The following is a 21,286-nucleotide window of genomic DNA, read 5'->3' on the forward strand; positions in this document are numbered from 1 at the left end:
ACGCTCTGGCAAGGGCCAGCGGCGCCCTGCTCCATCAACGTTCATGCAAGGCCTCCTTCTGGTGGCGCACCAGCGGCGAGAGCAGGTATTCGATGACGCGCCGGCTGCCGGTCCTGATTTCCACATTGCTGGCCAGGCCCGACGAAAGCGCCACGCGCTGGCCGTCGATGACGATGCTCTTGTCTTCCAGCACGACGCGTACCGAATAGAGCAAGCCGCGCTTCTCGTCCGGGATGGCGTCACGCGAGACATGTCGGACCTTGGCGCGCAGGGTGCCGTACTTGGTGTAGTCATAGGCGTCCAGCTTGACCTCGGCCTGCTGGCCGACCTGGACGAAGCCCACATCCTTGTTCTCCAGGAAGGCTTCGATTTCCAGTTCCTTGTCTTCCGGCACGATCTGCATCAGCGGCTGCGCCGCCGGCACCACGCCGCCCACGGTATGCACGCTCAGCTGCTGCACCGTCCCGGTCACCGGCGCGGTGAGCCTGAGCAGACGACTGTGTTCCTCGGCGCGAAGCTGGTCCTGCTGCGCGGCCTCGATGATCTTTTCGGCTTCCACGCGGCTGTCGTGCGCTTCCTTCCGGGTCTGGGCGATCAGCGCGGCGCGCTGGTTGCGGGCGTCGGACAACTGACCCTGCAGGTCGATGCGGGCCTGCTCGCGCTCCAGCCAGGCATGCTGGGAGACAGTGCGATCGGCCATCAGTGCCTGGTAGTCGCGGGCGCGCTGGGTGGCCAGGCGCAGGGCCGAGCCATAGCGCCAGATTTCGTCGTCCAGCCGTGCCAGGCGAGCGCGCACCTCCTGGTACTGGCCCTGCAGCTGGCTGCGTACCGAGGCCCACTGGGCGGGGGATACGCCGTCCACCTTGCCCAGTTCGGGCGGCTGCTGGTTCTGTACAGCGTCCATCAGGGCGGCGGCGCGCGCGGCCTGCAGCCTGGCCTGGGCCACCGCATCGGCGGCCTTGGCGCGTTCGGCATCGCTGTTGCTGGAGTCCAGTGCGATCAACAGATCACCCGCCTCCACACGCTGGCCTTCGGTAACGAACAGGCCCTTCACGCTGGCCAGGTCGACCGAGGCGATGGTTTTCACGCGGGCCGTCGGAATGAGCTTGCCACTGGCGCTGACGATGATGTCGATCTGCCCCACTACCGACCAGACCAGGGCGAAGACCACCATCGCCACCATCAGGCGGGCGGTCCACAGCAGACTGGGCGAACCGGGCGACTCCTGCAGGGCAAGGGCCGCCGGCAGGAACTCGGCCTCCTGGCGATTGTAGAAATCGCTGGGCAGCGCGTGGCGGGCCTTCCAGTGATGCTGAAACACCCGGACGTAACGGTTGCCCAGCTCGCTCCAGGCCTGACGACGGTGTTGCATCCTCATGCCGCGCCTCCCTCGGGCAGCGCCGCGCCGGCCACTGCGGGGCTGGCCTGCTGGCTCTGCAGTCCGTAGAGATGGGCGTAGATGCCGTCGGGCCGTGCCAGCAGTTCGGCGTGGGGGCCGCTTTCGGCGATGCGTCCCTGATCCATGACGACGATGCGGTCGGCGTCGCGCACTGCCGAGAGCCGGTGCGCGATGATGAGCACGGTACGACCGGCGCAGATCTGGCGCATGTTGTCCTGGATGATCTTTTCGGACTCATAGTCCAGGGCGCTGGTGGCCTCGTCGAAGATGAGGATGCCGGGGTTGGTGATGAGCGCGCGGGCAATCGCGATGCGCTGGCGCTGACCGCCGGAGAGGCCACTGCCCTGCTCGCCGACCACGGTGTCGTAGCCTTCGGGCAGCTCGCAGATGAAATCATGGGCGCCGGCCAGGCGTGCGGCGGCGATGATGTCTTCGATCGGCAGGGCCGGGTCGGCCAGGGCGATGTTGTCGCGGATGGAGCGGGAGAACAGCGTGCTCTCCTGCAGTACCACGCCGATCTGCCGGCGCAGCGAGGCGGTGTCGATGACGGCGATATCCTGACCGTCCACACTGATGCGACCGCTGTCGCAGATGTAGAGGCGCTGTACCAGCCGCGCCAGCGTGCTCTTGCCGGAGCCGGAACGGCCTACCACGCCGATGACCTCGCCCGGCGCGATCTCCAGCGAGACCGAATGGATCACCGGCGGGCTTTCGGGGCGGTAGCGGAAGGACACCTGGTCAAAGCTGATGGCCCCGCTCACCTGCGGCAGCCGGGTGCGGTTGCCGCCCACTTCGGCGCGGGCGTCCAGCACATCGGCCAACCGGCTCATGGAGATGCCGACCTGCTGGAAATCGTTCCACAGCTGCGCCATGCGCAGGATCGGCGAAGCCACCTGCCCGGCCAGCATGTTGAAGGCGACCAGCTCGCCCACGGTCAATTCGTTCTTGACCACCAGCAGCGCGCCCAGCCACATGATGCCCACGGTCACCAGCTTGCTCACCAGGGTGACGCCGCCACTGGCCAGCAGCCCGATGTTGGTGCTGCCCAGGCTGGCGGCGACATAGGCGGCCAGTTGCTTGTCCCAGCGCTGTTGCCAGCGCGGTTCCACCGCCATGGACTTGACGGTGTCCATGCCGGTCAGGGTCTCCACCAGGAAGGACTGGTTCTCGGCGTTCTTGTTGAACTTGTCGTTCAGGCGCGCCCGCAGCATGGGCGTAAATACCAGCGACAACGCCAGGTACAGCGGGATCGAGGCCAGCACGATCAGACTCAGGGTGACGCTATAGCACAGCATCACACCCAGGAAGATGAAGGAAAAAACGATATCCAGTACCAGTGTCAGGGCGTTGCTGGTGAGGAAGGAGCGGATGTTTTCCAGCTCGCGGATGCGCGCAATCGAGTCACCGGCGCGCCGCACCTGGAAGTAGCCGATCGGCAGGCTCAACAGATGGGCGAACAGGCGCGAGCCCAGCTCGACATCGATCTTGCTGCTGGTATGGGCGAACACGGCGGTACGAATACCGGTCAGGGCGGCCTCGAACAGGGTAGCGGCCACCAGCGCCACGGCCACCACGTTGAGCGTCATCATGGCGTGATTGACCAACACCTTGTCCATCACCACCTGGAAGAACAGGGGCGTGACCAGCCCCAGGATCTGCAGCACCAGCGAGATCACCAGGACCTCCACCAGCACCTTGCGGTACTTGATCACGGCCGGGATGAACCAGGAAAAATCGAAACGCGCCGATTCGCCGGCGTAGCTGGCCTTGCTGGTCACCAGAATCACCCGGCCCGACCACAGCGACTCGAAATCGCGCCGTGACAGCACCTGTGGCGGCTGTCCGGGCCGCTGGATGAGGATGCGCAGGCTGCCCCAGTCCTTGGCCTGTCCCTGCTCCAGCTTGGCCAGGATGAAATAACGACCCTGGCGGTCCACGCCGATGGCCGGCAGCGGCGTGCGTTCCAGGCGCTTGCGGTCCTGGGTGACGCAGCGCGCACTCATGCCCAGGGCGCGCGCGCCCAGCAAGAGTTTGTCCAGGGTGAAGGGCTCGCGCCCGAACTGGTGCTGCAACTGCGCGGGATCGGCGGCGATGCCATGCAGGCGCGCCATCATCATCAGGCATTGCAGGGCACTGTCTTGCCCCGCCTGATCGGGATCCTTGTCGGACTGGTTCATAGATTTCCGGATTCTTGAATAGATACTTCGCGTGGATGGCCAGTGCCATCGGCACGCCCTACCCCGCCCTGCCTGCTCGCAGGGGACGCATGGCGTCGCCGCCGGGCGCAAGGCCCGGCGTCGGGTACTACACTTGCTTGGGGTTCAGGCTCAGTGGGTGACGGTCATGAGCACCTTGTCCTGGCTGGTCTGCCCGTTGACCCAGGAGGTCTGGGTGGCGGCGGGCGGGGCGAAGCTGGCCATGGCCTGCACCAGCTTGTCGACGTCGCTGTCGTAGAGGGTGTTGCCGTCGGCGGTCTTGATGCGTTCGATGCGGTTGTCGCTGCCGCTGACACCGCCCACGTACCAGTCCTTCACGGTCACGCGGTCGCTGCTGCCCATGATGTCGATGCACAGGTCGTTGCCGGACCTCCTGAACCAGAGGTTGTTCTGGTTGATGTCGGTCAGCTGCAGCACGTCCAGGTTGCCCCGGGTCTTGTCGTTGTCGACAATGACATCGCGACCATCGCCCCGGCTGAAGACATAGGTGTCGTTGCCGGCCTCGCCGATCAGGGTGTCGTTGCCCTTGCCGCCCTTCATGAGGTTGTTGCCGCGATTGCCGGTGAGCACGTTGTCCAGCGCGTTGCCGATGGCATCCATGTTCTGGTCGCGCATCTTGATCGGTTCCAGCGTGGTGATCATGCCGGCCCCGATCACATCGGCGGCATTGCGCACCTCCTCCAGGGTGAGATAGCGGCAGCCGTCGCTGGTCCGGCCCCGTCCGGAATCGGCGATGTAGAAGCCGGCCACCTCACCGGTCTCGGCGTCGCAGACCACGCCGGTGACAGTGATCTTGTGGTTGACCCAGCCGCCCTCGACGTACTCCGGCACGCCCCACAGCTTGCCGGCGTTGACCGACAGCATCACGCCGCGCCCATCGCGGACCAGCTCGGCCATGCGCTTGATGTTGTAGCCGTCGACGATTTCGGCACGCAGGCCATAGCTGTTGAGCATGGCCACCTGCGAGAACGGGTTGCTGGAGCCACGGGTGCTTTCGTCGGCCGCCGAGGTGTTGCACCAGCCGTTGGCGATGGCCTTCTTGACCACGTCCCCTTCGCTCACCGACAGGCCGGCCATGACGCAGACGTTGGCCACGCTGGTCTCGCTGCAGGTGCCCTTGTAACCCGGCACCTCATCGCCCTGCTTGTAATCGAGCAGGTAGAAGCGCGGCGAGCCATAGGTCAGCATCTTCTTGCCGTTGATGATCTCGCTTTCCGGCTTGCTGGCGTCCATCAGGGTCAGGTTTTCCAGGTTGTCACCCAGGGTGTAGCTGATGCGGGAGACCACGGTGTCGATGCCCTCGCCGGCGTTTTCGACGATCTTGTCGCCGAGGTTGTCGACCATGTAGGTGTCGTTGCCGCGACCGCCGATCATGGTGTCGATACCCTTGCCGCCATCCAGGACGTTGTCGCCGCTGTTGCCGGTGAGCAGGTTGTCGCGGGCATTGCCGATGGCATTGAAGTCGCCGCCTTCGGTCAGGCGCAGGTCCTCCACCTCACCGGACAGCGTATAGCTGCAGGAGGCGATGACGGTGTCGTGACCCTCGTTGGCGTTTTCGACGACCTTGTCGTTGACGTTGTCGACCACGTAGATGTCGTCGCCCTTGCCGCCTTCCAGGTAGTCTTCGCCGCTGCCGCCGTCGAGCAGGTCGTCGCCCACCCCGCCATACAGGCTGTCCTTGCCGGCGCCGCCATAGAGCAGGTCGTTGCCGCCGACGTCGTTGTCCGGCGAGGCATAGGCGCGCCGGAAATCGCCGTAGAGTTCGTCGTCGCCATCACCGCCCATGAGGACATCGTTGCCGTCTTCGCCGAAGAGGATGTCGTTGCCCTCGTCACCGTAGAGCTTGTCGTCGCCACTGCCGCCGCGCAGACGGTCATCACCGGTGCCGCCCCACATCTGGTCGTTGCCGAAGCCGCCGTTCATGGTGTCGTTGCCGGCGCCGCCATCCATCACGTCGTCGTCGGTCTGCCCCGGGAGCAAGGCGGGCTGCAGGTTGCCGAAGAGCTGGTAGCCATACATCAGGTCATCGCCATCGCCGCCGAACAGGGTGTCGTTGCCCAGGCCGCCGGCCAGGTCATCCCTGCCGGCACCGCCGACCAGCAGGTCGTTGCCGTTGTCGCCGTCGAGACGATCGTCGCCCTCTTCGCCGTAGAGCGTATCGTCGCCATCGCGGCCCAGCATGATGTCGTTGCCGGTGCCGCCCCACATGGTGTCGGCCTTGGCGCCACCGATGATCACGTCATCGCCACCGCCGCCGACAAAGCGGGTGAAGCGCGGCCGGTTGCGGCGAATGGCCTCGTCCAGACCGGTACCCCAGTCATCAAGGCGGTCGTTGCCGTCGGTGCCGATCAACAGGTCCGGTTCGCCGGCCTTGGTCTTGATATCGCCCGGCTTGAAATTGACGGTGCGCCCACCCTCCAGCTTGAGGGTGTTGTCGTTGTCGCGCAGGCTGCGGAATTGGCTGTCGGGCAGGACCGGCGGCTTGGGTGCGGCCACTGCCATGGCAACGGGCAGCGCCACGGCGGCACCCAGCGCCACGACTGGCAGGGTCTGCGCCGCGCTGCCGCTGGTACCGTCGGTGACACCCGCCCCCTTGGCTTGGCCGGCCACGGCGGGCTGGGAGGATGTTGCCGGCGTGCTGGCCGGTACCGATACCGATACCGGCACCGACTTCGGCGTCGCCACCGGTGTCGTGACCAGAACCGGCTTGTCGCCAGGCGCGACCACCGGCGCATCGGCGCTCTTCAGCACCGGCTTGACCACCGGGGTCAGCACGGGCGTGAGCACCGGTTCAGGCAGCGGTTTCAATGTCGGCACCAGCTTGGGACCGGCCGATGGGACCAGGCTGGAGATGGGCACCGGCGTGCAGTCCAGGAACTCGATGACGACGCCGGGCGGGAACGCCTGCGACAGCGGCACCACTTCCTTGGTGACGATCCATGGTTTGGCTGGATCGGCCTTGAGTGTGGGTACCACGCCTTGGACCGCCGGGCAGATGCTGACCGGCGTCAACGGGCAGGGACGGACATTGAGCGGCAGACAACCCGGCGAGGGCTGCGGCGCGCTCATGGTCACCGGCTGGAAGGGGCAGACGAAGCTGGGCTTTGGCGTGGCCTGCGTCGGCGTCTGCATTGGCGTCTGCACTGGCGTCTGCGCGGGCATGGGCAGGCGCACCGGCAGCAGCGGGCAGGCATAGGGTGAGCTCGATACCGGCATGCTCACCCGCATGGGCAGGGACGGACAGCTGATCATCGACAGCGGTCCGCACCCGCCCGACGTCGCGGTGCCGCCCGCCGTGGTGCCGGACGATCGGTTGATCACGATCGGCGAGCTGAAGCTGGCGCTGAGGGGGGCGCTGCGCGACCACGCACCGGACAGCGCGTCGGCCATGTTCTTGACCGTGCTGGCCACGTTCAGGCGGATGGGGCCGCTGTTCCAGCTGGCGACGGCGTTGCGCTCGGGGCTGGCGGCGGGCCGGATGAAATCGCTGTCGGCCTGGGTCGGCTGGGTCGGCTGTATGGGCTTGCCAGCCGACAGTGACGGGATGGCGGCCGCCCGGCTGCCGATCGCCACGGGGCGGTGTACGGCAAAGGCACTGGTGGGCAGGATGCTGTCCAGGGCCCGTGCGCCCGCGCTCTGGAAGCTGGAGGTGCTGGTCACGGAGACGGACGTGCTCTTGCGACTGCGGGCAGTCGATGAGGATGTGGGCGTAGGCGTAGACGGCAATGAAGCCGCGGCCTGGCCACTCATGCGATTGCTGGTGATGGTGATAGACATATTGTTTTTCCTGAGCTGTCTGACATGGAGGAAATGACACGGACGAGCATTTCTCGCGGCCCTTTCGCGTGGGACCCCCATGACCCGCAAAGACGACCGGAACCGGCGGCAGCCTGTCCTTTATCTTCACGTTTCATGCGTTGATCTTGCAGATCTGTTCATTGCCTGCTCATGTCGATCGCGCTCATCCCGAATTTTCTGGTTTCAAAATTCTTCATATTTCGTCCCGTGCCCATTCAATCGAAGCTTGCTAACGGCGACAATCGCACCATGGTGAAGCTTGTTCATTCAGGAGAATTTGTTTATGAAGGACGACTTGTCGGCTAAATGAAGAATCATTCACACCATGGTTTTTTGGCGCCTTGACTGACCTGGAGCACGGACAACTTCGCCATCTCTTCATGGCTTTACAAGTGAATGTTTGCGCACCATCGGAACCAGCAAACAACTTCACATCTTCAGCAATTGAAAAGACTGTTTGCGCAGAAACGGCACGATGGGCAAGGTGAATTTCTTGTCACTTCTGATGCCATTGTTGGCGGCGCAAAGGACAGCCCGAGCGTCGTCAGGCGAAGACGATGCGGAAATCAGGCAGAGATCAGGCGGAGAAATGAAAAACGGCCCCGGATTCACAGGGGCCGTCTTGAGCGAAGTGCTCAGGTGAGGGGGTGATGACAGCGCTGATGGCTGCCATCCGTTGGTTTCGATGGCTCAGAACTTGTGCCGCAGTCCGATGCGGAGCACGTTCTGGCTGCTGTCGTCGGACGGGGCCGAGGAATAGGCGGCGCTGATCACGCCGGGGTTGATCACGTCGCTGGCTGACTGGCGGTTGGCCATCGCGTACACATCGGTGCGCTTGGAGAGGAAGTAATCCACGCCCAGGTTGAGCTGGGTGGTGTGCCCACGGGTGGCACCAGCCCCCGCACGTGCCAGGTCGGCGCGGTCGTGGATGACGCTGGCCAGCAGGTGCAGTTTGGCGTTGAGCGCATAGTTCACGCCGACGTCGAATACATTGGCACGGGTGGCGCTGGTGATGGCCACCAGGCCGGTACTGCCCAGGGCCTGCTGGGTCGGGCGACGCACCTGTGACCAGGCCGCGAACAGCTTGGCCGGGCCGGCCTGGTAGCTGGCGCCCAGGGTGAAGGTCTTGAGGTCGGTATCACCGGCACTGGCCGGTACGGGGTCGGCCGCCAGGCGGCTCTGGTAATAGGCCGCGCCGATGCCGGCATTGCCGTTGCGGTAGTTGGCGCCGACCCCGAAGGCCTGCCCGGCTGCGGTCTTGCCGGCGACTTCACCAAAGCCATAGAAGAGACTGCCGCTGAAGCCACCGAACTCGGCACTATCGAAGCGCACCGAGTTGTTGGTACGGGCGCCAGTCAGGCGGTCGAGACTGTTGAAGTGGCCAGCCCGCACGCCGCCCCCGCCAAAGATCTGGAAGGAGCTGTATTGCTGGCCGATCTCTTCCAGGTAGTCGGTCTGGCGACCCACGGTCAGGGTGCCGTAGCGACCGGCGAGGCCGACCACCGACTTGCGGTCGAACAGGGTGCCGGGCGTGGCCATGGCGCCGTCGTCGGCGCTGAAGCCGGTTTCCAGCTGGAAGATGGCCGACAGGCCGCCGCCCAGGTCTTCCTTGCCGCGAAAACCGATGCGCGAGGCCATGGCATCACCCGAATCGAGACTGACCCGACTGTTGTTGCCCGGGCCGACCTTGCTGGTATAGACCATGCTCATGTCGATGACGCCGTAGACGGTGACGCTGGAGGCTTCTGCGTGAGCCGCGAGACTGGTCTGGGCCAGCGCGCAGGCGGTAAAAATGAGGACGAGTTTTTTCATGAGGAGAAGGCGGCACAGGCCGCATGGTGCAGAAAACGTCAGGATGGCCGCGACGCTTTCCATGGATGGACAGGCGCGCATTGCATCGCCCTGGCAGGAAGTGCGCATGGTAGAAGCGCCGCCGGCACGGGACAATTACCTCTTGGGATAGTCCTGCCGGCACGCTGGCGCAAAGCACCGGGCTCATGCAATACTTGGCGCCGTGCCATGAGCGATTTGGCACGCACGCGCTAAATGTAGGTAAACTGCCGCATCCCCATCCATACACCCACCCGCGTCCGACTTGAATACCGCTGCCACCTTCCGCCTGGAACCGACCAGCCCGCCCGTGCTGCATGTGGAGGGCGACTGGACGCTGCACAACTATCCCGCGCTGTCGCGCCGGATCGCGCAGGAGCGGCCGGCCATGGGGGACGATCTGGTGCTGACGTTTTCGGCACTGACCGCCTTCGATACCGTGGGCGCCAAGATGCTGGTGGATCTGCTGGGCGTGCCGGCGGCACTGCGCCAGACCGGTGACGACAGCGACCTGGCACCGGCCTGGCGCGGCCTGCTGGCCGCCGTGGCCGACGCCAAGGCAATCGCCATTCCCAAACCGGCGCCGCCGCCCCAGGCCTGGATCACCGATGTGCTGGAGCGTGCCGGCATCGCCACCCTCAGCCTGCGTGCCTGCGCGCGCGGCCTGCTGGGCTTTGCCGGTTTATCCCTGCAGACGCTGGTGGCGTCCTTCTGGCGTCCCTCGCGCTGGCGCTTCACCGCCGTGGTGGCACAGGTCGAACAGACCGGGCTGGATGCGGTGCCCATCGTTTCGCTGCTGACCTTCATGGTGGGCGCGGTGGTGGCCTTCCTGGGCGCCACGGTGCTGGCTGATTTCGGCGCCAGCATCTACACCGTGGACCTGGTGGCGTTTTCCTTCCTGCGCGAATTCGCGGTGCTGTTGACGGCCATCCTGATGGCCGGGCGCACCGCCAGCTCCTTTACCGCGCAGATCGGTTCCATGAAGGCCAACGAGGAAATCGACGCCATCCGCGCCCTCGGGATGGACCCGGTCAACCTGCTGGTCCTGCCGCGCATCCTCGCGCTGCTGGTGTCCATGCCCATCCTGACCTTCATCGCCATGATGTCCGGCCTCCTGGGCGGCGCCATGGTGTGCGCCCTGTCGCTGGACATCAGCCCCACCATGTTCCTGTCGCTGCTGCAGCAGGACGTGGGCATCCGCCATTTCGTGCTGGGCATGGTCAAGGCGCCGCTGTTTGCCTTCGTCATCGCCATCATCGGCTGCAATGAAGGTTTCAAGGTCAGCGGTAGCGCGCAGTCGGTGGGGCAGCACACCACCTCCAGCGTGGTGCAGTCGATCTTCGTGGTGATCCTGCTGGATGCGCTGGCGGCCCTGTTCTTCATGGAGATGGGATGGTGAACGCACCCCACGACCCCGCTCACACCGGCACGGAAAACATCATCGACGTGCGCGGCCTGCGCAACCAGTTCGGTACCCAGGTGGTACACGAGCAGCTGGACCTGCAGGTGCGGCGCGGCGAAATCCTCGGCGTGGTGGGCGGCTCGGGCACCGGCAAGTCGGTGCTCCTGCGCAGCATCGTCGGCCTGCAACGTCCGGCCGCCGGGCAGGTGAAGGTGTTCGGACAGGACCTCTCGGCGCTCTCCACCCAGGCGCGCTCGCGCTACGAGCGCCGCTTTGGCGTGCTGTTCCAGCAGGGTGCGCTGTTCTCCTCGCTGACGGTGCTGGAAAACATCGCCCTGCCCCTGACCGAATACGGTGGCCTGGATGCCGACCAGGCGCGGGGCGTCTCGGCCATGAAGCTGGCCCTGGCCGGCCTGCCCATTGCCGCCGGCGACAAGTTCCCGGCCGAGCTCTCGGGCGGCATGATCAAGCGCGCCGCGCTGGCGCGGGCCCTGGCGCTGGACCCGGACATCCTGTTCCTGGACGAACCCACCGCCGGCCTGGACCCGATCAGCGCCGCCGCCTTCGACCGCCTGATCCTGACCCTGCGCGATGCCCTCGGGCTGACCGTCTTCCTGGTCACGCACGATCTCGACACCCTCTATGCCATCTGCGACCGGGTGGCCGTGCTGTCGGCACGACGGGTCCTGGTGGCCGACCGCATCGAAGCGGTGGCAGCCTTCGACGATCCGTGGATACGCCAATATTTCCAGGGCCCGCGTGGACGGGCCGCCAGTGTGGCTGCGCTGCGATCGGCCGCCACCGCAACCCAGCAAGGACATCCCTGATGGAAACCCGCGCACATCACGTCCTCATCGGACTCTTCACCATCCTGGTCGCGCTGGCGGCGCTGCTGTTCTGCCTGTGGCTGACCAAGGTCGGCCAGGACCGCGACGTGGATTACTACACGGTGATCTTCAACGAAGCCGTCAGCGGTCTGTCCCGGGGCAGCCCGGTGCAGTACAGCGGCATCAAGGTGGGCGATGTGGTCGGCCTGAGCCTGGACCCGGCCGATCCGCGCAAGGTGCGCGCGCGCATCCGCGTGACGGGCAAGGCACCGATCAAGGAAGACACCGGTGCCAAGCTGGCCCTGGCCGGCATCACCGGTACCGCCCTGATCCAGTTGACCAACGGATCGCCGCAAAGCCCGCGCCTGGAGTCCAGGGACGGCAACGATCCGGTCATCATCGCCTCCCCTTCGCCGTTGACCTCGCTGCTGGCCAATGGCGAAGACCTGCTCTCCAACGTCAATGAAGTGCTGATCAATGCCAAGCAGTTCCTGGCACCGGAAAATGCGCAGCGCCTGAACCAGACCCTGGCCCACCTGGAACAGCTGACCGGCAGCCTGGCCGCGCAGCGCGGCAATGTCGGCCAGGCCATGCAAGACCTGGCCGAGGCGGCGCGCCAGGCCAATATCGCCATGCAGTCGGCCAACCAATTGCTGTCCACCCGGGGCAACGACGCCATGGGCAACCTGCAGAAGGCCATGAGTTCGCTGGCCGCCAGCAGCCAGCAGATCGAAACCCTGATCCAGCAGAACCAGGCGGCGCTCAACAACGGCGCCCAGGGCGTGGCCGAGATCGGCCCGGCCATCACCGAACTGCGCGGCACACTGGCCTCGGTCCGGGCCATCAGCCGCAAGCTGGAAAACAATCCCGGCGCCTACCTGCTGGGCCAAGACAATCTCCAGGAATTCCAACCATGAAGACCCTGCTCCTGCGCACCGCCCTCGTGGCCGGCAGCCTGGCATTGACGGCCTGCTCCATCCTGCCCAAGGCCGACCCGCTGGCGGTGTACCGCCTGCCGGCCCCGACCGTGGCTACGCCTGCCAGCACAGGCAACAGCGCCGGCCCCTACCGGGCGCTGCGCATCGTCACGCCCAGCGCCAATCGCAGCGTCGACAGCGAACGCATCCTGGTGCTGCCCGAGGGCGACATGATCAAGTCCTATGCCGGCGTACGCTGGAGCGATCCGGCCCCGCAACTGCTGCGTGACCGCCTGCTGGAGGCCTTCCAGGCCGATGGCCGCTTCCCGCGATTGTCCGGCGACAATGCCAATATCGCGGCCGAGGTCGAGCTCAATGGCGTGCTGGCTGCCTTTCAGACCGAATATCGCAACGGTGTACCGCAGGTGGTGATCGTCTATGACGCCCGCCTGGTCGATACCACCACACGCCAGCAACTGGCGGCGCGCCGCTTTGCCGTGGTGCAACCGGTGGCTGGCAGCAAGGTGCCGGAAGTGGTCACCGCCTTCGGCGCGGCCAGCGAGCGGCTGGCGGCCGAGGTGGTGGGCTGGGCCGCCGGGGTGCGCTAGCGCACCAGCGCCAGGTGCCGAGCATGGTTGGGGCCATGCTGACCATTATCCAAACGTAGCATGTTCATGCCCGCGCGCCTGTGGCACGCTGGACGGTATTTTTCTTGCAGATCGGAGACAGCTTGGACAAGTTGCAAGCCATGGAAACCTTCGTCGCCGTGGTCGAGAGCGGCAGCTTCGTTAGCGCCGTGGATGTCACCGGCCTTTCCAAGCCGGCCGTCTCGCGCCAGGTGTCGGAGCTGGAGCAATTCCTGGGCATCCGCCTGCTCCACCGCACCACGCGGCGGCTGTCGCTGACCGATGAAGGGCGCGTCTATTTCGCCCGCTGCAAGGAATTGCTGGAATCGATACAGGACGTGGAAAGCGAGGTCGGGCTCAATTCCGACCAGGCCTGCGGCCGCCTGCGCATCGGCGCGCCCCAGGATTTCGGGGTGGAGCAGCTGGCGCCGCTATGGAGCCGATTCGCCGAAGACAATCCGCTGATCACACTCAACATCACCCTCTCGGACCGCACCATCGACCTGATCGAAGAAGGGTTCGACATGGTCATCCGCATCAGCACCCTGGGCGACAGCCGCATGGTGGCGCGCCCACTGGCGCCGGTGCGCATGATTGCCTGCGCCTCGCCGGAATTCCTGCGCCGCCACGGCAGGCCGGAGACCCCGGCCGAGCTGCGTGAATACCCCTTCATTTCCTACAGCTACCGCGCCAATGGCGACGAATGGAGCTTCAAGCATGTGCATGGCGACACCTGCCATGTGCGCGTGCGTTCCACCGTCTATGTCAACAATGGCGTAACCTGCCGCGAGATGGCCATCGCCGGCCAGGGCATCGCCATCCAGCCGGACTTCATCGTCAATGCCGCCATCGCCTCGGGGCAACTGGTGGAACTGTTCGAGGGCTGGAGCACCGGCGAGCAACTGGTGGTGCATACGCTCTACCCGACCCGCACCCACCTGCCACCCAAGGTCCAGCGCATGCGCGACTTTCTGGTGGAACAGTTCAAGGTGCCGCCCTGGTGCCCCAAGCCGGCCACCTGAATCGCTGAAGCCACGGCCTCAGGCGCCGATCCAGCGCAGGAACACCGGCATCGCCAGCGGCACCACGATCGCCGTGAAGACCCCATTGAGCCCCATGCCCAGGCCAGCGAAAGCGCCCATCTCGGCGCTCACCTGCAGCGCCCGCGCCGTACCGATGCCGTGCGAGGCCACGCCCAGCGCGAAGCCGCGTACCGGATGGCTGTCGATGCGCAGGAAGTTCAGCACATAGCGCGCCAGCACCGCCCCCAGGATGCCGGTGCAGATCACCAGCACGGCGGTCAGCGAAGGCAGGCCGCCGAAGCGTTCCGAAATCGCCATGGCTATCGGCGTGGTGGCTGACTTGGGCGCCAGCGATGCCATGATCTGCGGCGAAGCGCCCATGGCATAGGCAATGCCCACCGCCGACACCACCGCCGTGATCGACCCCGCCGCCAGGCCCAGCAGCAGCGGCACGGCGGCGTGACGCAGCTTGTTCCATTGCTTGTACAGCGGCATGGCCAGCGCCACCGTGGCCGGGCCGAGCATGAAGTGCACGAACTGCGCGCCTTCGAAGTAGGTCTTGTAGGGAGTGCCGGTCACGGTCAGGATGCTCACCACGATAGCGATGGCGATCAGCACCGGATTGGCCAGCGGATTGAAACCAAGCCGGCGATACACCCATAGCGCCACCAGATAGGCCACCAGCGTGGTGGTCAGCCCCAGCAGCGGCGAGGCGGCGAGATAGACCCAGATGTCGGTCAGACGTGCCAGGCCGTGCATCAGTGCGACTCCTGGCCGGCGTCGGGCGTTGTCGGCTGATCTGACGGGGCAGGCGGACCGGACTTGCCAAGCCACTTCATGGCCGCCTGCGTCACCAGCGCACCCACGGCGATGGCCAGTACCGTGCTGGCCACCAGCGCCACCACGATGGCCGGCAGGTCGGCCTTGAGCTGGCCGGCGGCGGCGATCACGCCCACCCCGGCCGGCACGAACAGCAATGACAGGTGCTGCAGGATGCCCCAGGAAGTGGGCTCCATCAGCTCAGCCAGGCGCGGTGATGACAGGAAGGACAGCAGCAACAGCAGCATGCCGATCACCGGGCCGGGGATAGGCAGGCCCAGCAGCTGGGCGACGCCTTCTCCCAGGCACTGGAAGACGAGAAGGAGTGCGAGCGAAGTCAGGTTCATGGCGGGCTCTTGGGCAGGGACGTGGCCTGCGCGATCAGGAAAGTGCGACATCAGGGGCAAGCCGTGATTGTGCCATCAGGCGGGCCATTTGATGCAAGCCCGTCTGCTGTACCTGCTGCCTGCTGCTTGCTATCAGCGCAGCATCCCGCTCATCCCGCCAGCGCCACCAGCCCCGCACAGAACAGCAGCGCCGACACGATGCGCTGGAACCATGACGGTGACAGCAGGCCATAGAGCCGTTCCCCCACCAGCACACCGGCCGCGAAGGCCGGCACCAGCCAGGCCGTCAGCGCCAGTTGCGGCAGACCCACCTGTCCGTCCCAGGCCAGGATCATGGCCGCGCCGAAGAACAGCACCATGAAGTAAGCCAGCAGGTTGGCGCGCAGGTGTGCGGCCTGCTCATGTGCCCGCTCATGTGCCTGCCCGTGATCGGCCGCTTGCGGTATCGCTCCTGCCTCAGCGCGCCGGATGCCATTGAAGTAGTACACCGCCGCCACCCCGCCGATCCCGCACAGCGCTGTCATCAGTCCCGATACCGCACCGGCCGCCAGCGTCGGCGTGGCGCCGCCCCCATGGCGCCAGCGCCAGCCCAGCACGTGCAGGGCGGTCACCGCCAGCACGCACAGGCCGATCAGACGATGCATGTCGGGCAGGCTGCCGCTGGCGATCAGGCGCACCCCCACCGCAGTGCAGGCCAGTGCGATGGCCGCCAGTGGCAACACCGTCGGCCAGTGAGCCTGCCGGACCCAGCCGCGCCAGCCCTGCAGCGACGCCGCGCAGTTGACCAGCACGATCAGGGCCGCCGCCTCTGAAGACGGCAGCGCCAGGCCGAACAGCGGCGCCATGACCAGCGCCCCGCCAAAGCCGGTCACACCCTTGGTGAGACCGGCCAGCAGGCTGACCGCCATGAGACCGGCGACCAGCGACAGGGAGGCGCTCATGCGACCACCTCGGGATGGCACACGCGGCAAGAAGAAGGGATAAGTCGGGACATGGTGCAATCATTGCATCGGCACCGGCTGGACCATAAGACCAGCGAGACCTTTCCATGGAGCCAGCCACGACAGCACCGCAGGTGGGCAAGGCGCACAACAATGGTACGAAGACAGCACGAAAGCAGTGCCGCGCCCTGCCCGCTGTACAGCATCCACGCCGGGAAGCCGGCGGAGGCGCGGAGCGCAGCGATATCGGCATTGCCAGAACGCGGCGGACCAGGCATGGCTGCGCTGGTCCAATCGAAAGGCCGCTGTGGCTCCATCGGCTGGCGCAGTTTCTGCGTCACAGTAGAACTCATTTCATCGATAGGCGTGAGATGCGTTCTGCCCAGAAAGGGCGCTGGCAAGGCGCGCGACGCGTCGTGTGGTGGTGCCACACGCAAGGAGCGCAACGCGGCCAGCGCCCTTTCTGGGCAGAACCCGGAGGGAGCGGCCCGTTTGGGCGAATTGCTGCGTTACGAATCTGGGTCAAGACGCCCAGTCTTGACCCAGATTCGCGCCTTGCACTTCATCCCAAACGGGACTCGCTCGCACTCACGCCTATCGATGAAATGAGTTCTAAGCGTTGCCAACACCGAAACGGGCAACCGCGTGCCAGCCACGGGCCGCGTTCCTTGCTCACATCGCCACATCACGATAACGAGGGGTTCTCCATGAAAGCATTCGCACTGCGTCCTACCCTGACCGGCCTGCTGGCCGGCGTCTGCCTGCTCTCCGCCGTCAGCGTCAGTTCCCTGGCCCTGGCCGCCGACAAGGAAGTCACCATCGCCTACCAGGACATGATGGTCCCCTGGCGCTACGCCCAGCAGCTTGACGAAGCCGCCAAGGAAACCGGCTACAAGGTCAACTACCGCAAGTTCGGCGGTGGCGGCGACGTCATCCGCGCCATGGCCTCAGGCAACGTGCAGATCGGTGAAGCCGGTTCCAGCCCGGTGGCGGCCGGCCTGTCGCAGGGCCTGCCGATCCAGCTGTTCTGGATCCTGGACAACATCAACGACGCCGAGGCCATGGTGGCCCGCAACGGGTCCGGCATCAGCTCGGTGGCGCAGCTCAAGGGCAAGCGCCTGGGCGTGCCCTTCGTCTCCACCAGCCACTTCCATGCGCTCATGGCGATCAAGCAGGCCGGCCTGTCGGCGGCCGACGTGAAGGTGCTCAACATGCGCCCGCCCGAGATCGCAGCGGCCAGGGAGCGCGGCGACATCGATGCCGCCTTCGTCTGGAACCCGGTGCTGGCCAAGATCAGCGCCAGTGGCACGGTGGTGACCAGTTCCGGCAAGATCGCCGCCCAGACCGGCATCGCCACCTTCGACGGCTTCGTGGTCAACCGCGACTGGGCCAAGGAGCATGAGAAGTTCATGCTCAGCTTCACCCGCATGCTGGCCAAGTATGACGCCATGTATCGCGCCAACCCGGGTCAATGGACCGGCGACACCGCGCAGGGCAAGGCGGTGGCGGCCATCTCCGGTGGCGAGCCGGGCGAGGTGGCGGCAGCACTGAAGCTCTACCAGTTCCCGACGCCGGCCGAACAGGCTTCCACCAAGTGGCTCTCGGGCGGCAAGGAGGCCGGAGCCGTCAAGTCGCTGCAGGCCACGGCCGAGTTCCTGAAGGAACAGAAGACCCTGCAGGCCATCCTGCCGGATTACTCGGTGGGCGTGACCGACCAGTACGTCAAGGCCATCGCGGCCGGCAAGTAAGGTCGTCGTCCCTTCCCTTTTTCACCCATTCATCCTTGGAGCGCGAGCATGCTTGAAATCGACCAGGTCTCGATCGAATACCCGGCCCGCAAGGGGCCGCCCAGCCTGGCGCTGGACCAGGTCTCGCTGTCCATCCCGGCTGGCGAGTTCGTGGTGGCGCTGGGGGCCTCCGGCTGCGGCAAGACCACCCTGCTCAACACCATTGCCGGCTTCATCCCGCCCACGCGGGGCGAAATCCGGCTGGCCGGCGAGGCGGTGGACGGTCCCGGTTCGGACCGGGGCGTGGTGTTCCAGAAGCACGCGCTGATGCCCTGGATGAATGTGGTGGAAAACGTCGAATTCGGCCTCAAGCTGCGCAAGATGCCGTTGCACGAGCGGCGCCGCATCGCCCTCGAATGTCTCAACAAGGTGGGCCTGCTGTCCTCGGCCCACAAGCAGGTCTATGAACTGTCGGGCGGCATGCAGCAGCGCGTGGGGGTGGCGCGCGCCATCGCCTCCTCGCCCTCGGTGATGTTGCTGGACGAACCGCTGGGCGCGCTCGACGCCTTCACCCGCGAAGCCATCCAGGAACTGCTGCTGGACCTCTGGAACGAATCCCAGGGGGTGTTCTTCTTCATCACCCACGATGTGGAGGAAGCCCTGTTCCTGGCCACCCGCCTGATCGTGATGGCGCCCAGCCCAGGCCGCGTGGTGCATGACCTGAGCATGCCCTTTGCCCGCCGCTACCTGGCCACCCGCGATGCCCGCGGCACCAAGGCCGATCCTGAATTCATCGCCGCCCGCGAACGCGTGCTGGCGCTGGTCCACCAAACCTCGTCGACCGGGATGCACTGATGAACAGCACCACCGCCACCGCCGTCACCAAACCGGCGCAGGAGACCACCATGCCCCCCACTACCCGCCCTGCGGCCACCGCATCCGCCCAGGCCACTGCCCCGCGCCGTCGCCGGCGCCCGCGCAACTATGGCGCCCCGGGCCAGGGCAGCACCTGGCTGATCAGCACCGTCACCCTGGTGGCCTTGCTGCTGCTGTGGTGGATCGCCACCGGCCTGCACTGGATCAAGCCGCTGTTCCTGCCCACCCCGCAGGCCACCCTGGATGCGCTGATTGGCGCCCTGCACGGCCAGACCCAGGGCGACACGCCGCTGGCGCAACACGTGCTCATCAGCCTGAGCCGGGTGATGGCGGCCTTCCTGCTGGCAGTGGTCACGGCCGTGCCGGTGGGGCTGGCCATGGGCACCTCGCGCCTGGTGCGCGGCATCGCCGACCCGATCATCGAGTTCTATCGACCGCTGCCGCCGCTGGCCTACCTGCCGCTGATCGTGATCTGGCTGGGTATCGATGAAAGCGCCAAGGTCACGCTGATCTACCTGGCCTGCTTCGCCCCGCTGGCGATGGCTTCCAAGGCCGGCGTGCGCTCGGTGGCGATCGAACAGATCAATGCGGCGCGCTCGCTGGGTGCGAGCAACTGGCAGGTGATCCGCATGGTGGTGTTTCCGGCGGCACTGCCGGAAATCCTGACCGGCATGCGCATCGCCGTGGGCTTCGGCTGGACCACCCTGGTGGCGGCCGAGATGGTGGCGGCCACCGCCGGCATCGGGCAGATGGTGCTCAATGCCTCCAACTTCCTGCGTACCGACATCGTGATCATGGGCATCATCGTCATCGGCGTGCTGGCCTACCTGATCGACCTGCTCATGCGCAAGATGGAAGAAAAGCTGATTCCGTGGAAGGGCAAGATGTGAAACCCGCACAGCCGGCTGCTGGCACGCTTCCTGCGACAACGCAGGCTTTGGGACAGCGGAGCAAAGGCGTGCGTGACCACCAGGCCCATCAGGTGATGTGGCGACAGATCTTTCCCGAGCCGGAGCGCCAGGGCAGTACCCTGCAGAGCCAGTTGCGGGTGTGCTTCGTCGATGCCGTGCTGGACGGGCGACTGGCGCCGGGCATGCGCCTGCCCTCCAGCCGCGAGCTGGCCGACATGCTGGCCATTTCACGCAATACCGTGGTGCTGGTCTATGAAAAGCTGGCCGAGGACGGCTACCTGGAAAACCGTCCGCGCAACGGCTACTACGTCAGCGAGCGCTACCTGCATCACCACCGGCCGGTGCAGACCGCGCCCGACCATCCCCGCCGTGACGCACCGCAGGGGGTGGACTGGCAGGCGCGCATGCAGGCTGAGCCTGCCGGTATCAAATGGCTGGACAAGCCGGAAGACTGGCAGCGCCATCGCTATCCCTTCCTGTACGGCCAGTTCGATCCCAGCCTGTTCCCCATCGCCGACTGGCGTGAGTGCAGCCGCCAGGCGCTGGACGTGAGCTCGATCCGGGGCTGGGCGCCGGATGCCATCGACCACGACAATGCCTCCCTGGTGGACCAGTTGATCAAGCGCGTGCTGCCCCGGCGCGGGATCGCGGCGCGCCGGGACGAGGTCCTGCTGACGGTGGGGGCGCAACAGGCCCTGTACCTGGTGAGCGAACTGCTGACGCCGCCTGGCTCCACCGTGGCGGTGGAAGATCCGGGCTACATGGATGCCCGCAACATCTTCCTGCGCCGGGGCGCGCAACTGGTGGGGCTGGAGGTGGACCGCGACGGCGTGCTGCCCGATCCGGTGGTGCTGGCCCGGGCCAGCATGCTGTATTGCACGCCCAGCCACCAGTGCCCGACCGGTATCACGCTCTCCACCGAGCGGCGGCTGGCCTTGCTGGAATGGGCGCGCACCCATGATGGTGTGATCATCGAAGACGACTACGACGCCGAGATGCAATACGTCGGCAAGCCCTCCCCGGCCCTGAAGGCCATCGACCATGAGCGCCGGGTGATCTACATCGGCAGCCTGTTCAAGACGCTTTCGCCGGGCCTGCGCATCGGCTATATCGTGGCACCGGCGGAGGTGGTGGTGCGGCTGCGCGCCTTGCGGCGGCTGATGATCCGCCATCCGGCCACCAACAACCAGCTGGCGGCGGCGCTGTTCATCTCGCACGGCCATTACGACCGCTTCCTGCACCTGATGCGCGATGAACTGGCGCGCCGGGCGGGTCTCCTGATCGACGCCGTGCGCACGCATCTGCCGATGATGGATTTCACGCCACCGGATGGTGGCTCTGCCCTGTGGGGACGCTTTGCGCCGGAGATCGATACCCGGCTGCTGCGGCAGGCGGCCTTCGAGCAAGGCATCCTGGTGGAATCGGGCGAAGCCTTCTGGCTGGCCGAGCCGGGCATGGTCAATGGACTGCGGCTGGGGTTTTCATCGATCCAGGCCGAACGCATCGAACCCGGGATTGCGGCGCTGGCGGCCCTGGTGCCGCGCTGTCGCCTGCGCTGAGGAGACACTCTCCTTCAGCGTCTTGCAGCCGTGCAGGGCGCACGCCCCGCACGGCCCTTGTCTCTTCCC

The 21,286-nt window shown here is 66.0% G+C and carries 16 protein-coding genes; 9 read left to right on the forward strand and 7 right to left on the reverse strand.

The features are described from left to right. Window positions 1–34: 34 nt before the first annotated feature. From HWE04_RS05395 to HWE04_RS05410, 4 genes are all read right to left on the reverse strand, one after another. Complete coding sequence (locus HWE04_RS05395) at window positions 35–1,378, reverse strand: HlyD family type I secretion periplasmic adaptor subunit (protein WP_241811758.1); 1,344 nt, start codon at window positions 1,376–1,378, stop codon at window positions 35–37. Further along, window positions 1,375–3,576: a type I secretion system permease/ATPase gene (locus HWE04_RS05400; RefSeq protein ID WP_241811759.1), complete on the reverse strand. Its 2,202-nt coding sequence runs from the start codon at window positions 3,574–3,576 to the stop codon at window positions 1,375–1,377. Before HWE04_RS05400 ends, HWE04_RS05395 begins: the two co-directional genes overlap by 4 nt. A gap of 150 nt (window positions 3,577–3,726) precedes the next feature. Then, window positions 3,727–7,392, reverse strand: a complete 3,666-nt coding sequence (locus HWE04_RS05405) for a calcium-binding protein (protein ID WP_241811760.1) — start codon at window positions 7,390–7,392, stop codon at window positions 3,727–3,729. Between the two features lie 711 nt (window positions 7,393–8,103). Then, window positions 8,104–9,225, reverse strand: coding sequence for a porin (locus HWE04_RS05410; protein WP_241811761.1), 1,122 nt, complete (start codon window positions 9,223–9,225; stop codon window positions 8,104–8,106). A gap of 283 nt (window positions 9,226–9,508) precedes the next feature. Here HWE04_RS05410 and HWE04_RS05415 point away from each other — a divergent pair, with 283 nt between their 5' ends. The 5 genes from HWE04_RS05415 to HWE04_RS05435 all read left to right on the forward strand — a co-directional run bounded on the left by HWE04_RS05415 (window position 9,509) and on the right by HWE04_RS05435 (window position 14,037). After that, window positions 9,509–10,642 (forward strand): MlaE family ABC transporter permease, encoded by a 1,134-nt coding sequence (locus HWE04_RS05415; protein WP_241811762.1) that lies wholly within the window; start codon window positions 9,509–9,511, stop codon window positions 10,640–10,642. Continuing rightward, window positions 10,636–11,472 (forward strand): ABC transporter ATP-binding protein, encoded by an 837-nt coding sequence (locus tag HWE04_RS05420; protein WP_006462994.1) that lies wholly within the window; start codon window positions 10,636–10,638, stop codon window positions 11,470–11,472. The genes HWE04_RS05415 and HWE04_RS05420 overlap by 7 nt, the downstream gene beginning before the upstream one ends. Further along, window positions 11,472–12,389, forward strand: coding sequence for an MlaD family protein (locus HWE04_RS05425; RefSeq protein ID WP_241811763.1), 918 nt, complete (start codon window positions 11,472–11,474; stop codon window positions 12,387–12,389). The genes HWE04_RS05420 and HWE04_RS05425 overlap by 1 nt, the downstream gene beginning before the upstream one ends. After that, window positions 12,386–12,997, forward strand: a complete 612-nt coding sequence (locus HWE04_RS05430) for an ABC-type transport auxiliary lipoprotein family protein (protein ID WP_241811764.1) — start codon at window positions 12,386–12,388, stop codon at window positions 12,995–12,997. The genes HWE04_RS05425 and HWE04_RS05430 overlap by 4 nt, the downstream gene beginning before the upstream one ends. Window positions 12,998–13,119: 122 nt before the next feature. Then, window positions 13,120–14,037 (forward strand): LysR family transcriptional regulator, encoded by a 918-nt coding sequence (locus tag HWE04_RS05435; protein WP_241811765.1) that lies wholly within the window; start codon window positions 13,120–13,122, stop codon window positions 14,035–14,037. Between the two features lie 18 nt (window positions 14,038–14,055). Here the strand turns inward: HWE04_RS05435 and HWE04_RS05440 are convergent, their stop codons facing one another. The 3 genes from HWE04_RS05440 to HWE04_RS05450 form a co-directional block, all read right to left on the reverse strand. Further along, window positions 14,056–14,796 (reverse strand): LrgB family protein, encoded by a 741-nt coding sequence (locus HWE04_RS05440; RefSeq protein WP_006462990.1) that lies wholly within the window; start codon window positions 14,794–14,796, stop codon window positions 14,056–14,058. Next, the gene (locus HWE04_RS05445; RefSeq protein ID WP_241811766.1) at window positions 14,796–15,203 is read right to left on the reverse strand and encodes a CidA/LrgA family protein; all 408 of its coding nucleotides are present in this window, start codon (window positions 15,201–15,203) and stop codon (window positions 14,796–14,798) included. Before HWE04_RS05445 ends, HWE04_RS05440 begins: the two co-directional genes overlap by 1 nt. A 149-nt stretch (window positions 15,204–15,352) precedes the next feature. Beyond that, window positions 15,353–16,144 carry a sulfite exporter TauE/SafE family protein gene (locus tag HWE04_RS05450; RefSeq protein WP_241811767.1) on the reverse strand — a complete coding sequence of 264 codons (792 nt, stop codon included), beginning with the start codon at window positions 16,142–16,144 and terminating at the stop codon, window positions 15,353–15,355. A 707-nt stretch (window positions 16,145–16,851) separates the two neighbouring features. On the opposite strand from HWE04_RS05450, the gene tauA reads away from it, so the two are divergent. The 4 genes from tauA to pdxR all read left to right on the forward strand — a co-directional run bounded on the left by tauA (window position 16,852) and on the right by pdxR (window position 21,217). Further along, complete coding sequence (tauA, locus tag HWE04_RS05455; protein WP_241811768.1) at window positions 16,852–17,892, forward strand: taurine ABC transporter substrate-binding protein; 1,041 nt, start codon at window positions 16,852–16,854, stop codon at window positions 17,890–17,892. Window positions 17,893–17,940: 48 nt separating this feature from the next. Continuing rightward, window positions 17,941–18,726 (forward strand): taurine ABC transporter ATP-binding protein, encoded by a 786-nt coding sequence (locus HWE04_RS05460; RefSeq protein ID WP_006462986.1) that lies wholly within the window; start codon window positions 17,941–17,943, stop codon window positions 18,724–18,726. Further along, the gene (locus tag HWE04_RS05465) at window positions 18,726–19,637 is read left to right on the forward strand and encodes an ABC transporter permease subunit (protein ID WP_241811769.1); all 912 of its coding nucleotides are present in this window, start codon (window positions 18,726–18,728) and stop codon (window positions 19,635–19,637) included. Before HWE04_RS05460 ends, HWE04_RS05465 begins: the two co-directional genes overlap by 1 nt. A 68-nt stretch (window positions 19,638–19,705) precedes the next feature. Next, window positions 19,706–21,217: a MocR-like pyridoxine biosynthesis transcription factor PdxR gene (pdxR, locus tag HWE04_RS05470; protein WP_241811770.1), complete on the forward strand. Its 1,512-nt coding sequence runs from the start codon at window positions 19,706–19,708 to the stop codon at window positions 21,215–21,217. Window positions 21,218–21,286 lie beyond the last annotated feature (69 nt).

Origin of the sequence: Herbaspirillum sp. C7C2 (genome assembly GCF_022627865.1) — a bacterium.
Lineage (GTDB): Bacteria > Pseudomonadota > Gammaproteobacteria > Burkholderiales > Burkholderiaceae_D > Herbaspirillum > Herbaspirillum frisingense.